Here is a 14,177-nt window from a genome sequence, read left to right as displayed (position 1 = left end):
TCAAGGAATCACATGACCTACCGCACCTCCCTCGGAGTCGCCGTGATCGGCGCCGGCCGCATGGGAGCCGACCACGTACGCCGGATCAGCGAGGTGACCAGCGGCGCCCATGTGGCCGCCGTCGTCGACGTCGACATCGATCGCGCCAAGACGGTCGCCGCCGACGTCGACGGATGCGCGGCCTACGGCGACGTCGCCGAAGCGATGGCCTCATCCGACGTCGACGCGGTGCTGCTCGCTTCCCCGGGCGTTGCCCACGAGGCGGCACTGCTCACCGCGTTCGAGCACGACCTGCCCGTCCTGTGCGAGAAGCCCCTCACCCCCGACGCCGCCTCCGCACTGCGCGTGCTGGAGGCCGAGCAGCGGCTCGGGCACCGCCGGGTGCAGGTGGGCTTCATGCGCCGTTACGACCACGAGTACATCAAGCTCAAAGCGCTGCTGGACAGCGGGGAGCTGGGCCGGCCGCTGATGCTGCACAATCGGCACCGCAACCCGTCCTGTCCGCCGGACTTCACCAGCGCCATGCTCATCAACGACTCCGTGACCCACGAGATGGACATCACCCGCTGGCTGCTCGGCCAGGAGATCACGTCCGTCACGGTGCTGCGGCCGAGGCCCTCCGGGAACGCGCCCGAAGGGCTGGCCGACCCCCAGCTCGTCGTCTTCGAAACCGACGGCGGCGCCCTGGTCGACGTCGAGATCTACGTCAACGCCCGCTACGGCTACCAGGTGCAGGCCGAGGCGGTGTGCGAGCACGGCACCGCCCGCATCGGCGACCGGCACGACATGCTCGTCAGCACCGGCGGACGCTGGGGCGGCACGGTCACCCCCGGCTTCGTCGAGCGGTTCGAGGAAGCCTACGACCGCGAGGTCCAGGCATGGATCGACGCCACCCGGCGCGGCGAGGTCACCGGCCCCAGCGCCTGGGACGGCTACGCCGTGGCCGCGGTCTGCGAGGCGGGCATCCGCGCCCAGACCGAGGGCCGCCGCGTCGAGGTGGAACTCGCCGACCGCCCGGCCCTCTACATCTGACCCCCATCGCCGACACACCGAACCAGCGGGGACGACCGCTCCCCGCCCGACCACACCGCAGACGGGACGCCTCATGAAGATCGGTCTGAACACCGACAGCGTCGGGCACCTCACGCTCGACGAGACCCTGGACCTGGCCGCCGAACTCGGCCTGGACCACGTCGAGTTCGCCACCGGCGCCTGGTCCACCTCCCCGCACATCGACATCGACCGGCTTCTCGACAGCGACGGCGCGCGCCGTGAACTGCTGGCCAAGATCGCCGACCGAGGGCTCACGATCAGCGCCCTCACCTGCTCGGGCAACCCCCTGCACCCCGGGCCCAGCGGCAGCGAGCACGACCAGGTCGCGCGCAGGACGATCGCTCTCGCCCCGCTCCTCGGCGTCGACCGCGTGGTGATGATGTCCGGGCTGCCGGGCGGGCCGGGCGACGCCAACCCCAACTGGATCACGGTCTCCTGGCCGCCGGAGACCACACAGATCCTCGACTGGCAATGGACCGAGGTCGTACTCCCGTACTGGCGAGACCTCGTCGCCCACTCCCGCGACCGGGGCGTACCCAAGCTCGCTCTGGAGATGCACGCCCACCAGGCGGTCTACAACGTCCCCACCCTCCTGCGCCTGCGCGAGGAGGTCGGGCCCGTGGTCGGAGCCAACTTCGACCCCAGCCACCTGATGTGGATGGGCGCCGACCCGCTCGCCGCCATCGAGGCCCTGGGCGAGGCGATCTACCACGTACACGCCAAGGACACCCGGCTGGAACCCTCCCGCCAGGCCCTGACCAGCAGGCTGGAGACCCTCCCGGTCATGGCCGCCAAGGAACGCTCCTGGAACTACGTCACCCTCGGCTACGGCCACGACGACGCGTTCTGGCGCGCTTTCTGCCTCGCCCTGCGCCGAGCCGGCTACGACGACGTCCTGAGCATCGAGCACGAGGACGTTCTCGTGGCCCCCGTCGAGGGCGTCACCAAAACCGTCGACCTGCTGCGCCGCGTCATCCTGCGCGACCCCAGCTCCTACAAGCCCCAGGAGGTCTGAGCCGTCCTGAGCCGCACGGACACGAGTTCCGCGCGGCCTCGGTCCGCCAGGCGGAGGTCGACCGCGACGAGCGGGACGACCGGCTGTCGACCGCCGAACACGAAGAACTGAAGCAACTCCGCAAGGCGAACGCCGAGTTCGGGCGAGCGAACCAGATACTCAAAGCGGCGAGCGTGTTCAGCTTCCTCTCCTGGCTCGCCGACCGAGGCCGCACCTTCGAACACTGCCAGCAGGCCGACGTCGACGCCTGGCACACGGAGAAGCTGGCCACCCGGCGCCCGGCCCAGACGTTCCTGCGCTGGTGCATGAGGACGAGCCGGATGCCTCGCCTCACCCTGCCAACCCGAGTCATCAACCAGGACCAAGCGCCGCTGCACCAGCACCGCCGACTCGCCATTCTCCGGCCGACCCTCAACGACGACTCCTTGCCCCTGCGGGCCCGGGGCGCGGCCGCGCTCGTTCTCCTCTACGCGCAACCCGTCACCCGCATCGTCCAACTCACCGTCGACGACGTCATCGACGACGGGGCCATCTCTCACTGTCCGGCTGGGAGACCCGCCGTCCCCGCTTCCGGAACCCGTCGCTGACCTCATGCGGGCATACGTCCAGTTCGGCAGGGTCCGGCCGTGTGCGATGGGCCTATGAGCCAGACATCTGCCCTACGCCTGCGGCAGGCCGTCGCCCGGACCGAAGATGCAACGCGTGATCGCTGCTTCGACTGACTCCACGAGGGGCGCCAGGATCTGTGGCAGGTCGTTCTCGGAGGTGATCACCGGTTGGTCCTGCCAGGTGTGCTCGGTTCCGGAGTCGATGAAGAGCAGTGAAGTGGCACCCGATTCCCAGAGGAACGCCATCCCCGTGCGCTCGTCCGATTCCAGTGTGAGGCTCACTGCCGTGGCCTTCGGCCGCCCTCGGGACGGGGCTCCTGGGACGGGCCGCTTCACGGCAGAGCTGATCCCACGAGAGCGAAGCTCGTGTTCATGTGCGGCATGCCAGTCCTTGAGCCACTGAGCGATCTCTGACATCGCGCCCCTCATGTGGGCCTCGAAGGGCCGTCGAACTGGATCGTAAGCCCGACAACCACCGGACGCAGGAACGGCCTTCGTCCAATCATGTGCTCCGACCAAGGTGCACGTGACCAAGACGAAGGCCGTGAGGGTGAGTCTGCTGCCTGTTGCTGTCCGGGGGGAAGCGTTCGCCGAAGCGTCAGCCTTCCGGGGTGAGTTCTATGAGTGCCTGACTGCTCGACGCGACGAGTTGTTCGAGCTGGTGGACGCGGTGTTGTGTGCGGACGGTGCAGTGAAGTCCCTGGTGGACCTACCGTACTGCCCGAGCATCGTCGTGGGACGGAGCGATGTACGGCGGCTTGAACCACGTCCGGATCGACGTCAATCGGCTGCGGACGGTGCTGGCCGGGTTGTCGCTTCGACGGCGGGCGCCTGGTCCTGGCGGTCGATGTGTCGCCGTGGCCTCGTTCGGACGCGCCGTGCTCAGCGGAGCGGCTGTGTTCTGCCACGTTCGACGGGCTCGTCGGCGGGGGTCTATGCCGAACAGGACGATGCCGATGGAGTGCAGCCGGTGCGCCAGGATCACCAGCGGGCGCACCGCCCGCAGGAGCCCGGACCGCACCGCGGCCGGGAGACCGGCCACTGAGTGCACCCGATGCCACGCACCCGATGCCGTGGTGCGCACCGACGATGCCCGGCACGGCTGATCAAGGTGGTTCGTCGGGTGGTCGGCGGTGTTCGGTATATCGGTCTCGTCCGACCCATTGACGGTGCTCCTGGCCCACCTCTACCTTTCGTCCGCAGTTCCGCACAACATTCGTAATTTCGAACGCTGGCCGAGGTGAGTCGTTTCGACGAGCCGCCGCTGGAAGGACCACCCGTGCTCCGCACCCTGCACCGTCGACGGCCGAGTCGTCGCTGGACGATCCTCGGGGCAGTCCTGCTGTCCCTGATCACGTCCCTGTCCCTCGTCGTCACGCAGCCCACCGCCGCCGCCGATGGCAAGCCGTTCACGAACCCGGTCAAGACGCAGAAGGGCGCCGACCCCTGGCTGGAGTACTACAACGGCAACTACTACCTGGTGACGACCACGTTCACCAACAAGCTGCTCATGCGGAAGTCCCCCACCCTCGCCGGACTGAGCACCGCCCCGAGCGTGGAGATATGGTCGGACACCACCGCGGGCCGCAACGCCAACATCTGGGCGCCGGAAATCCACTTCCTCGACGGCAAGTGGTACCTGTACTACTCGGCCGCACAGGCCGGCGCCACCTGCTGTGACACCCAGCGCACGCACGTGCTGGAGAGCTCCGGCAGCGACCCGATGGGCACGTACACGTACAAGAACATCCTCACCGACGACAGCCTCACCCCCGGCCCGGCCGCCGCCCAGGGCTGGCTGATCGACGCCAGTGTCCTCAAGCACGACAACAAGCTGTACCTGCTGGGCAGCGGTAAGATCAACGGCAGCACGCAGAGCCTGGTCATCGCCCCGATGAGCAACCCGTACACGCTCAGCGGTCCCTTCACGATCATCTCCAGCCCCACCCTGAGCTGGGAGACCTCCGGTGGCCCGGTCAACGAGGGGCCAGAGCCGCTGTACCGCAACGGCCGCACCTTCCTCACCTTCTCCGCCAGCAGCTGCTCGACCGCCGACTACAAGCTGGGCCAGCTGGAGCTCACCGGCAGCGACCCGTTGCTCGCCTCCTCCTGGACGAAGAAGCAGACCCCGGTCTTCCAGCGCAACGACGCCAACGGTGTGTACGCGCCCGGCCACAACGGGTTCTTCACCTCACCCGACGGCACCGAGAACTGGATCGTCTACCACGCCAACAGCGCGGCCAACGGCGGCTGCGGCAACGCCCGCACCACCCGCGCGCAGAAGTTCACGTGGAACGCCGACGGGACCCCCGACTTCGGCACCCCGGTCGCCACGGGGGTGACGCTGGCCGGCCCCTCGGGTGAGACCGCGGCCACCCCGACCGCGTACACCATCGTCAACCGCAACAGCGGCAAATGCCTCGACGTCGACGGCGGCAACACCACCGACGGCACCAACATCTTCCAGTGGAGCTGCACCGGCGGCACCAACCAGAAGTGGCGCATCGAGGACATGGCAGACGACTCCAGCCGCCTGGTGAACGTGGCCACCGGCAAGGTCGCGGACGTCGCCGGGTGCTCCGCCGCCGACGGCACCGACATCCGGCAGTGGTCCTGGCTGAACAACAACTGCCAGAAGTTCCGCCTGATCTACACCGGCGGCGACTACGTCCGGATCGTCAACGCCGCCACCGGCAAGGTGGCGGACGTCGCCAACTGCGGTACCGGCAACGGCGTCGACGTACGGCAGTGGTCCTGGCTGAACAACAACTGCCAGCAGTGGCGGCTCGTGCCCACGACCGCCTGACCGTCCGACGGCCCCGGGGGTACCGGGGCCGTCGGCCCAAGGGCTTGCGGACACGTCGTCTTGATCTTGTTGTGGGGCTCGTCGGTTTGGGTGAGGACCCGGGCCTGGAGGGCCGCAAGGACGACGGGGGGCGACGCCGCGGGTGGGATGACGATGCCGTGCGCCTCGTGCGGTTTGGATCTTTGCCTACAACTTCCACCGGATGGCCGTCAGCGGCCGGTGAAGACGCAAGTACCCCCGCCCCGGCACAGGGGCGAGCCCGCAACAGCAGCCCTGCCACCACGGCCCAACCCTTTTTCAGGGGCAAGTAGCCAGAGGCCCTGTCGTCAAAGTCTCCCGATAGGGCACGTGTTGTCCGGTGCGTGCATCGCAAGGCGGAGGTCCGCTCGGGTACTGAACGCGGTTGGGCGGTCCGACAACGAAGCGAGCAGCGGTGCTGGGCCGCGCGGCCCAGCGGGACTCTGACGACAGAGACTCGCGGCCCCTGCTACCCGGGGAGGCGGAAGCCGTTGAAGAGGTCGTCCATGGCGCGCAGGGCCAGGCGGGCAGGGGTGGCACGGACAGCGAGGTCGCGGGCCGCCACTACGAGCGGGTTACGCAGGGCGCCCAGGCGGCCGACCCGGCGGGCGCGGACGCGGACGGCGTCGGTACGCCCGCGGCGGGCGGCGGTGTACGCGGCGAGGGAGGCCGGGACGGAGTCTGTGCTGTCTCCGCCGTCTCCGGCGGGAAGCAGGTGCGCGAGGAGCACCGCGTCCTCGATGGCCTGGCAGCCGCCCTGGCCGAGGTTGGGGGCCATGGCGTGGGCGGCGTCGCCCAGCCAGGCGATCCGGCCGTGGTGCAGGGCGGGGAGCGGGGCGGCCAGGTCGTAGAGGTCGTTCTGGAGGACGTCGCCAGGGTCGAGGCGGCGGATGCGGTCCAGCAGGGCCGGAATCGGGTCGTGCCACGAGCCGAAGCGGCGCCGGAGTTCGGCGCGGGGGTCGGCCGACCAGGTGCCGGCGGGGAGGACCGCGGTGGCGTAGAGGTAAAACCGGCCGTCGGAGAGCGGGGTCACGCCGAACCGCTCGCCCCGCCCCCAGGTCTCGCTCATGGCCGGTATCCGGAGGTCCGGGGCGTCCACGATGGTCCGCCATGCGGTCTCGCCGATGTAGTGCAGGCCGGGGTGGGCGGGGAAGTACGCGCGGCGCAGCGGGCTGTGGATGCCGTCGGCGGCGACGACCAGATCGGCGGGAAGGTTCGGGCCGACTGCCGTACGGACGGTCGGGCGGCCCGCGGCGTCGTCGACGGCGGTCACGGCGGTGCCGTAGCGGAGGGCCTCCGGCGGCAGGGCGGCGGCCAGGGCGGCGGTGAAGGCCGGGCGCGGGACGGCGATCGGGGGCATGCCGTAGCGGGCTGCGATGTCGGCGGTGTCGGTCCGGGTGAGCCACTGGCCGTCGGAGCGGCGTACGCCCATCGTCGTGGGTACGGCGCTGCCGGCGGCGCGGGCGGCGTCGACGCCGATGGTGTCGAGTGCGCGCAGGGCGTTGGGGGCGAGGCCGATGCCGGCGCCGGTGGCCGGGGGCTCGGGGACGCGTTCGCAGACGGTGACGTGCCAGCCGCGGCGGTGCAGTGCTACGGCGGCGGTGAGGCCGCCGATTCCGGCCCCGGCCACCACCGCGTGACGTTTCGGCATGGACACCACTTCCGTTCGGTTCGAGCACCCTCTACAGCCGCAGAGCCCTGCCTCTGTAATCGTAGAGTCAGGGCATGTCAGCACGGGCCGCGCGTTACACGCCGGGATCACGGTAGCCCCACCCGGAGGCGACCATGACGGGGCAACACCGCTCGGCGCCAGGTCGAGCGCGGCGTGGACGAACCGCAGGTGCGACGGGGACCGTCGCGCGATCCTTCTGGGCGAACCGGACATGACGCAGACGCGCGCTCTCCTCGACGACGTCGCGCAGAGCAGTGACCGCCGCTACCGTGTTGAACAGGCTTACGATCCGGGGGAAGTCATGAGCAGCGACAGCGACAAGCGGGACGACCACGACGAACACTCCAAGCGTCGTACGGAAACGCTCTGGCGCATCGGCATCGCGGTCGCCCTCATTGCCTGGTTCTTCTTCCTCATCCACATCGCTGACGACCCCGGACCTGTGTGCGGCACGGGCCAGGACAAAGGCCCCTGCTAGAGCCTGTCTCCTCGACCACGCGCCGGTTCTGAAACCTACTCAAGCACGGTTGCGGACGAGGTCTTCATCAAGATCAACGGCGAGCAGAAGTACCTGTGACGGGCCGTCGATCAGGACGGCATGGTGCTGGACATCCTCGTGCAGAACCGCCGGGACGAGGTCGCGGCCAGGCGCTTCTTCCGCCGGCTCCTCAAGACGGCGGGCGCGGTGCCGCGGGTAGTCGTCACGGACAAACTCCGCTCCTACGACGCCGCCCACCGTGAGGTCATGTCCTCTGTTGAGCACCGCTCCCACAGGGGCGTGAACAACCGGGCCGAGAACAGCCACCAGCCCACCAGGCAACGCGAACGCGCTATGAAAGGCCTCCGCAGTACCATCGCTGCCCAGCGGTTCCTGTCCGCGTTCAGCAGCATCCCACCCCACTTCCGGCCCCGCCGCCACCTGATGACCACTCCCGGCTACCGAGCCGAGATGACCATCCGCTTCGCGATCTGGGACCAGGTAACCGGCCGACCCGAGGCATGAGCAACAGGCCCTGCTGATCGAGGGCGCGGCCAGCGGAGTCGGCACAGTCGCCATCCAGCTCGCGGCGGCCCGCCGTGTGACCGCCATCGGCACGGCCGGCGCACGCAACCACGAGTTCGTCGCGGGGCTGGGGACGACACCGACCACCTACGGCCCCGGGTTGGGCAAGCGGGTCACCGCCCTGGCACCGCAAGGAGTCGACGTCGTCCTGGACTGCGCCGGATCCGGTTCGCTGCCCGATCTGGTAGACCTCACCGGCCTCGCTCCCACAGCGGCAACCGGAACATGGCGTAGGTGAACTTGCCGCTGATACGTCCTGCGGTGTCGAAGTGGAACACGTCCACACCGTGCCACTGCATGCGGCCGCCGTAGCGCGCACGGGCGAACAGGCGCAGTGGCAACGGCACATGACGGCCGGACTCTCCGCTCATGTCGAGCCGGCAGGCCCAGCGGATCGTGGCGCGCCGGTTCGGCTCGTCGACGATCTTGTCGTACACGGCGAAGTGCATGGCGCCATAGCGTCCGGCGAAGTGCGGCTCGAACTCTTTGCGGATCGCCGCGATGCCATGTCGCTCCGGAAGGTGGCCGGGCAGGTACACGGCGTCGTCGGCGAAGAAGGACATGACCTTGTCGAGATCGGGGTTCGGCTCGTTGAAGGCGGCAACGAAGTCGTCAATGGTCTGACTGAGGTTGGTCGAGGTGGCGGAGATGGTCTTTCACTCCCGTGAGCGCGATGGGGTTGTCGGATGCCCGGACATTAACAGAACACCAGTCCTTTAACAAGAGACTGGTGTTCTGTTAGATCTGGACTAGGATGAACGGTCATGTCAGCGCCATTCCAGCGGGCTCGACGCCCTGATCAGAAGGACCAGCGCCGCGAGGCCATCCTCACCGCTGCTCGGGAGCTCGCCGAGCGCTCCGGCGTGGCCAGGGTCAGCCTGCAGGACATCGCCACCGCGGTCGGACTCGCCAAGTCCAACGTGCTGCGCTACTTCGGCACGCGTGAGGAGATCTACCTGCATCTGCTGATGAGCGCGGGTTCTGAGTGGGCGAGCGTGGTCAGTGCCCGGTTGCAGGAAGTGAGTGGGACCGAGGCAACAGCCGGCGTTCTCGCGGATGCCTTCGTGGACCGGCCGCTCTACTGTGATTTGACCACGCACGCGGAGACGATGCTCGAGCACAATGTGTCCGTGGAGGTGCTGAAGGTCTTCAAGAGGTGGGCCATCGACACCTACTGGGCGATCGGCCGGCGCATCTCCGCCGCCTGCCCGGAACTGACCCCCGCCGACGGCGCCGCACTCGTGATGACAGCCAGCGCTTTCGTCGCGAAGCTGTTTCCCATCACCCGTCCGCCTGAGGCGCTGCGTGAACTGTACGCGCGCGAGCCGGAAATCGCGGGGGCGTTCCCGCCGTTCCGCCCCACACTGAAACGCATGGTGGCGGCCACTGCAGCCGGCCTGCCTCTGGTGCGACAGTAGACGACTGAAAGGGTGTCAACAGGCGGGGGATGAGATCCGGTTGCGGCTGTGAGGTCCTCCGCCAGCAGCTGTCCGCAGGTGCAGGCGTGGTCCGGGTACTGCCACAACCAATGAGCGAACGACATCTGAATCCGCAGTCCGGGCCGCTTCCGCCGACCATTCTTGATCTTGCTCCGGGGCAGGGTCGTCGTCTGTGAGAACAGTCAGGTGTTTCCGGGCCGCGGAGCGGTGTTCACTGCTTCTGCTGGTCGGTGGGAGCGGAGCTGCTGGTAGGGGAGGCGTTCTCGGTGGCGGCCCAAGCAGCAAGAAGTTGCAGGGCGTCGTAGTCGGGGGTGCCGGGAACGGCGCTGTAGGCGGTGAGGGTGAGACCGGGCTGGGCGGGCAGTTCCATGGCGTCGAAGTCGAGGGTGATCACACCGACGGCGGGGTGACGGAAGGGCTTGCGTCCGGTGTGGTGCAGGCGCACGTTGTGCTTGGCCCAGGCGGTGCGGAACTCCTCGCTGCGGGTGACGAGCTCGCCGATCAGTTGGGTCAGCTCGCTGTCGTGCGGGGCGCGCCCGGCCTCGGTGCGCAGCAGGGACACGGTGGTGTTCAAAGCCTGCTCCCAGTCGGGGAAGAAGTCGCGGGCGGCCGGGTCGAAGAACTGGAAGCGGGCGATGTTCACCTGTCCGGTGGCCAGGTCGGGGAACAGGGGTGAGTACAGGGCGCGGCCGAGGGGGTTCGTGGCGAGGATGTCGAGGCGGCCGTTGCGGATGAAGGCCGGAGAGTCGGTCATGGAGTGCAGCACGCGCAGGACGCTGTCGGGGAGCGGGCCGCGGGCGCGCTTGCGGCGGACGGGGCGTTTGGCGGCGGCGCGGGCCAGGTCGTAGAGGTGGGCGCGTTCGGCCTCGTCAAGCTGGAGGGCGTTCGCGACAGCGTCGAGGACTTCTTCCGAGGCGCCGGCGATGTGACCGCGCTCCAGGCGAACGTAGTAGTCGACGCTGACGCCGGCGAGCATGGCGACTTCCTCGCGGCGCAGGCCCTTCACTCGGCGGTTGCTGCCGTAGGCGGGCAGCCCGGCCTGCTGAGGGGTGATCTTGGCCCGCCGGGAGGCCAAGAACTCGCGGATGTCGCTCTCGGTGCTCATGCCTTCCACGCTAAGCCGGACAGTGCAGTTGTGGGGGGGCCTGTCAGTACCCGTAACAACAGTCCCTTCCACGCCTCTTTGATCTGCGGTTTCTTGGATGTCGTCAGTGGTTGCGGCTCCCGGAACAGGCCGGGAAGCAGGCCGTGGCGCCGGCAGAGGGTCGCCCGTACCTCAGGTGACCGGCCCGTCCGTTTCGATCAAGGAGATGTTCGTATGCCGAAGCAGTCCGCGCCCCCGGAGCTCGCCGAGATCGCGCCCAAGCTCGTCGAGGTCACCAACAACGTCCTGTTCGGCGACGTCTGGGAGCGTCCTGGCCTCTCTCCGCGTGACCGCAGCCTGGTCACGGTGAGCGTACTGTCCGCCCTCTACCGCAGCGAGCAGCTCGGCTACCACCTCGGTGCGGCCCTGGACAACGGGCTCACGTTGGAGGAGCTGTCCGAGGCGATCACCCACCTGGCGTTCTACGCGGGCTGGCCCAACGCCATGACCGCGATCACCCAGCTCAAGAAGATCGCCGACGACCGCAACGCCGCCTGACCCCCCACCGCGTACGGAGCTCCGCCTCATGAGCAAGGTCTTGTTCATCACCGGCGCCGGGCGCGGACTCGGCACCGAAATCGCCCGCCAGGCCCTGGCCGCCGGGCACCGGGTCGTGGCCACCGGCCGCCGCCCCGAGCGCGTCCTTGACGCCCTCGGCGGCGAGCAGGCGGGCCTCCTGACCCTCGCCCTGGACATCACCGACCCGGCCGCCGCCACCACTGCCGCCCAGGCTGCCGTCGACCTTCGGCCGGATCGACGTCGCGGTCAACAACGCCGCCAGCTTCTACGCCGGGTTCTTCGAGGAGCTCTCCGACACGCAGATCCGCGCCCAGATCGAGACGAACCTGTTCGGCCCGATGAACGTCCACCCGCGCCGTGCTGCCCGTCATGCGGGCCGAGCGCCCCGGACACGTCCTCACCCTCTCCTCCCTCGCCGGGGCGGTCGGCATCGACTTCTGCGTCGCCTACTCGGCCGCCAAGTTGGGCGTCGAGGGCTGCATGGAATGCCCGCACCACGACATGGCTCCGTTCAACATCCACACCACCATCGTCGAGCCGGGATTCTTCCGCACCGAACTCCTCGTGGACGCCTCCACCACCTACGCCGAAGGCTCCATCGACGACTACGCCGAGCGCACCGCCGAGACCAAGAAGGTCTGGGCATCCATGAACGGCACACAGAGCGGCGACCCCGCCAAGCTCGCCGACGCCACGCCCAAGGTCGCCGACCTGCAAGCGCCCCCGCAGCGGTTCGTCGCCGGCGACGACTGTCTGCAGGCCGTCGAGGCCAAGGCCAGGGAACTTCTCGCACAGGTCGACGCCTCCCGCGCACTGGGCTCCGGCCTGGCCCACGACGACGCCTGACCACCCGCCCACGACTACAGAGGAACACTCATGGAACACGTCACCGACACCCCCACGATGAAGGCCCCGGCCGAGCGCTTCACCGGCGATGTCTACCTCAACCTCATCGAGGCCCCCGCCGAGCCCGCATGCCTGGCCGTCGGCCTGGTGCGCTTCACCCCCGGAGCCCGCACCAACTGGCACTCCCACGCCAACGGCCAGACCCTCTACGTCACCGACGGCGTCGGCCTGGTCGGCACCCGCGACGGCCAGGTGGTCCGCATGACCGCCGGTGAGACCCTCAAGTGCCCGGCAGGCGAAGAGCACTGGCACGGCGCCACGGACACGAACCTCATGGCCCACCTCGCCATCGTCGTCGGCGACGGAAACAGCGACGGCACCACCTGGCTGGAGCCGGTCACCGATGAGCAGTACGCCAAGGCCCTGGCCGTCAGCGCCTGAACCCCACCGCTCCGCAGTGCCGCCGACGCTACCGGGCGAAGACTGCGCCCTTGGTGGCCGGGGCGCCTGAGCATCCCGGCCACCACGTCTTCTGCCAGGCCCCGGCCCGAACGTCACGCCGCGGTCGCGGCTACTGCGCCCCCGCCGGCGGCGCGCTGCTGCGCGCCCATGCACAGGTCGTTCGGACGGGCCGTTCCCGTGTCGCTGTGACCGATCGGGCATGGACAGCGCGGGGGCGGAGACCCCGTGCGCGGTGGCTCGGGAACCGTCGCGGTCCCGAGCCCTCACACGGAATCGACGCCAGTAGCGGACCAAGAACTCCTAACGAAAAGAGTGGCGGAGAACAACGCTAGGCTCGGTGGCCATGAGTCAGAGCGGTTCGCAAGCGGCAGCATTTTTCCGAGACGTCCGCCAAAGCAGACTGGTCTGGCTTGTCCGGGATGACGACGGAAGCCCTGCTCCCCTCTCTGCGGACGGCACGCGAAGTCTTCCCTTCTGGTCGACCTCGGCCCGCGCCCAGAGGGCAGCGAAGATCTGGGGGCATGGGCTACGCGTTGAATCCATGCCCTTGGACACCTGGCGCGATCGCGATCTGCCCGATGCCGACCGAGAGGGATACAAGATCGGCATCAACTGGAGCGGGCCGCGCCTGGTCGGTTGGGACTTCACCCCCATGGAAGTCCTCAACCGACTGGCGGCGGCTGAGTAGCCCAGGGCATCGCTCGTCAGAGCGCGCAGTCGCCGCCAGCAGATGAGTGCGCATCCGAGGGTGAAGAAGGCTTCGTGGATGTCGTCGCGTATCTCCCAGCGGATCCGCAGGCGGCGGAACCAGTGCAGGTGGGCGAACGCGCGTTCCACGCCCCAGCGCTGGGTGCCCAGGCCGGAACCGTGCTCGGCTCCGCGGCGGGCGATCAGCGGCTTCACGCCGAGGCCCCGGACAAGCCGGCGGTACTTGTCGTGGTCGTAGCCGCGGTCACACAGCACCACTTCGGGGCGGCGCCGGGGCCGGCCCCGCTTGCCCCGCACCGGCGGCACGGCCTGCAGGAGTGGGATCAGCTGGGTGACGTCGTTGCGGTTGCCCCCGGTCAAGGTGGCGGCGAGCGGAATGCCGGTGGCATCGGTGATCAGGTGATGCTTGCTGCCCGTCCTGCCCCGGTCGACAGGACTTCGTTCCGTCTTGGGCCCCCCTTTAACGCCCGGATGCGGGAGCCGTCGACGGCCGCCCGGGAGAAGTCCAGGGCGTTCGCGCTGCGGAGCCTGGCGAGGAGAACCTCGTGCAGCCGGGGCCAAATACCGGCCTCGGTCCACTCGGCCAGTCGGCGCCAGCAGGTCATGCCCGAGCCGAAGCCGAGTTCCTGCGGCAGATGTTCCCAGGCGATCCCGGTGTGCAGCACGAACAGTGTTCCCTGGAACACCAGCCGTTCCGGATGCCGCTTGCGCCCCGGGTGCCGGGTCCGACGCTCGACCTTGGGCAACAGCGGCGCGACCACCGCCCACAACTCGTCGTCGATCTCCCACGGCTTCGGTCGAGCCACCCCACACCCCCGGATCAT

Annotated in this window: 14 protein-coding genes and 5 pseudogenes; 14 read left to right on the top strand and 5 right to left on the bottom strand. The window is 68.9% G+C overall.

Annotated elements, in window-relative coordinates; genetic code table 11:
* Window positions 1–12: 12 nt before the first annotated feature.
* The 3 genes from ACWCRJ_RS40710 to ACWCRJ_RS40700 all read left to right on the top strand — a co-directional run bounded on the left by ACWCRJ_RS40710 (window position 13) and on the right by ACWCRJ_RS40700 (window position 2,655).
* Complete coding sequence (locus ACWCRJ_RS40710; RefSeq protein WP_450944017.1) at window positions 13–1,032, top strand: Gfo/Idh/MocA family protein; 1,020 nt, start codon at window positions 13–15, stop codon at window positions 1,030–1,032.
* Window positions 1,033–1,105: 73 nt separating this feature from the next.
* Complete coding sequence (locus tag ACWCRJ_RS40705) at window positions 1,106–2,068, top strand: sugar phosphate isomerase/epimerase family protein (protein ID WP_450944016.1); 963 nt, start codon at window positions 1,106–1,108, stop codon at window positions 2,066–2,068.
* Window positions 2,069–2,241: 173 nt separating this feature from the next.
* Window positions 2,242–2,655: a hypothetical protein gene (locus ACWCRJ_RS40700; RefSeq protein ID WP_450944015.1), complete on the top strand. Its 414-nt coding sequence runs from the start codon at window positions 2,242–2,244 to the stop codon at window positions 2,653–2,655.
* A 72-nt stretch (window positions 2,656–2,727) separates the two neighbouring features.
* Here the strand turns inward: ACWCRJ_RS40700 and ACWCRJ_RS40695 are convergent, their stop codons facing one another.
* A complete protein-coding gene (locus ACWCRJ_RS40695; RefSeq protein ID WP_450944014.1) occupies window positions 2,728–2,958 on the bottom strand; it encodes a hypothetical protein in 231 nt (76 codons plus the stop codon).
* 268 nt (window positions 2,959–3,226) lie between these two features.
* Between ACWCRJ_RS40695 and ACWCRJ_RS40690 the strand changes: the two are divergent.
* Window positions 3,227–3,587: pseudogene (locus tag ACWCRJ_RS40690) on the top strand (transposase); the annotation flags it as partial.
* A gap of 368 nt (window positions 3,588–3,955) precedes the next feature.
* A complete protein-coding gene (locus ACWCRJ_RS40685) occupies window positions 3,956–5,482 on the top strand; it encodes a family 43 glycosylhydrolase (RefSeq protein ID WP_450944043.1) in 1,527 nt (508 codons plus the stop codon).
* Window positions 5,483–5,969: 487 nt separating this feature from the next.
* Here the strand turns inward: ACWCRJ_RS40685 and ACWCRJ_RS40680 are convergent, their stop codons facing one another.
* A complete protein-coding gene (locus ACWCRJ_RS40680; protein WP_450944013.1) occupies window positions 5,970–7,151 on the bottom strand; it encodes an FAD-dependent monooxygenase in 1,182 nt (393 codons plus the stop codon).
* Between the two features lie 232 nt (window positions 7,152–7,383).
* Here ACWCRJ_RS40680 and ACWCRJ_RS40675 point away from each other — a divergent pair, with 232 nt between their 5' ends.
* From ACWCRJ_RS40675 to ACWCRJ_RS40665, 3 genes and pseudogenes are all read left to right on the top strand, one after another.
* The gene (locus tag ACWCRJ_RS40675; RefSeq protein WP_450944012.1) at window positions 7,384–7,650 is read left to right on the top strand and encodes a hypothetical protein; all 267 of its coding nucleotides are present in this window, start codon (window positions 7,384–7,386) and stop codon (window positions 7,648–7,650) included.
* A gap of 51 nt (window positions 7,651–7,701) precedes the next feature.
* Window positions 7,702–8,175: pseudogene (locus ACWCRJ_RS40670) on the top strand (IS6 family transposase); the annotation flags it as partial.
* A 10-nt stretch (window positions 8,176–8,185) separates the two neighbouring features.
* Window positions 8,186–8,434, top strand: a pseudogene (locus ACWCRJ_RS40665) (zinc-binding dehydrogenase); the annotation flags it as partial.
* Here ACWCRJ_RS40665 and ACWCRJ_RS40660 read toward each other — a convergent pair.
* The gene (locus tag ACWCRJ_RS40660; RefSeq protein ID WP_450944042.1) at window positions 8,427–8,852 is read right to left on the bottom strand and encodes a YybH family protein; all 426 of its coding nucleotides are present in this window, start codon (window positions 8,850–8,852) and stop codon (window positions 8,427–8,429) included. The pseudogene ACWCRJ_RS40665 and the gene ACWCRJ_RS40660 sit on opposite strands and share 8 nt — an antisense overlap.
* Before the next feature lie 147 nt (window positions 8,853–8,999).
* Here ACWCRJ_RS40660 and ACWCRJ_RS40655 point away from each other — a divergent pair, with 147 nt between their 5' ends.
* Window positions 9,000–9,653 (top strand): TetR/AcrR family transcriptional regulator, encoded by a 654-nt coding sequence (locus ACWCRJ_RS40655; RefSeq protein WP_356268947.1) that lies wholly within the window; start codon window positions 9,000–9,002, stop codon window positions 9,651–9,653.
* Between the two features lie 232 nt (window positions 9,654–9,885).
* On the opposite strand, the gene ACWCRJ_RS40650 is transcribed toward ACWCRJ_RS40655, so the two are convergent.
* Window positions 9,886–10,779 (bottom strand): helix-turn-helix transcriptional regulator, encoded by an 894-nt coding sequence (locus tag ACWCRJ_RS40650; RefSeq protein WP_450944011.1) that lies wholly within the window; start codon window positions 10,777–10,779, stop codon window positions 9,886–9,888.
* 213 nt (window positions 10,780–10,992) lie between these two features.
* Here ACWCRJ_RS40650 and ACWCRJ_RS40645 point away from each other — a divergent pair, with 213 nt between their 5' ends.
* From ACWCRJ_RS40645 to ACWCRJ_RS40625, 5 genes and pseudogenes are all read left to right on the top strand, one after another.
* Complete coding sequence (locus tag ACWCRJ_RS40645) at window positions 10,993–11,316, top strand: carboxymuconolactone decarboxylase family protein (protein WP_450944010.1); 324 nt, start codon at window positions 10,993–10,995, stop codon at window positions 11,314–11,316.
* A 28-nt stretch (window positions 11,317–11,344) separates the two neighbouring features.
* Window positions 11,345–11,497 (top strand): annotated as a pseudogene (locus ACWCRJ_RS40640) (SDR family NAD(P)-dependent oxidoreductase); the annotation flags it as partial.
* 209 nt (window positions 11,498–11,706) lie between these two features.
* Window positions 11,707–12,183 (top strand): SDR family NAD(P)-dependent oxidoreductase, encoded by a 477-nt coding sequence (locus ACWCRJ_RS40635; RefSeq protein WP_450944009.1) that lies wholly within the window; start codon window positions 11,707–11,709, stop codon window positions 12,181–12,183.
* A gap of 30 nt (window positions 12,184–12,213) precedes the next feature.
* Window positions 12,214–12,624 carry a (R)-mandelonitrile lyase gene (locus ACWCRJ_RS40630; RefSeq protein ID WP_450944008.1) on the top strand — a complete coding sequence of 137 codons (411 nt, stop codon included), beginning with the start codon at window positions 12,214–12,216 and terminating at the stop codon, window positions 12,622–12,624.
* Between the two features lie 364 nt (window positions 12,625–12,988).
* Window positions 12,989–13,333, top strand: coding sequence for a DUF2750 domain-containing protein (locus ACWCRJ_RS40625; RefSeq protein ID WP_450944041.1), 345 nt, complete (start codon window positions 12,989–12,991; stop codon window positions 13,331–13,333).
* 23 nt (window positions 13,334–13,356) lie between these two features.
* On the opposite strand, the pseudogene ACWCRJ_RS40620 reads toward ACWCRJ_RS40625, so the two are convergent.
* Window positions 13,357–14,177, bottom strand: a pseudogene (locus ACWCRJ_RS40620) (IS5 family transposase); the annotation flags it as partial.

The organism is Streptomyces sp. NPDC002324, assembly GCF_053593335.1.
This window is presented reverse-complemented; position numbering and strand designations above follow the sequence as displayed.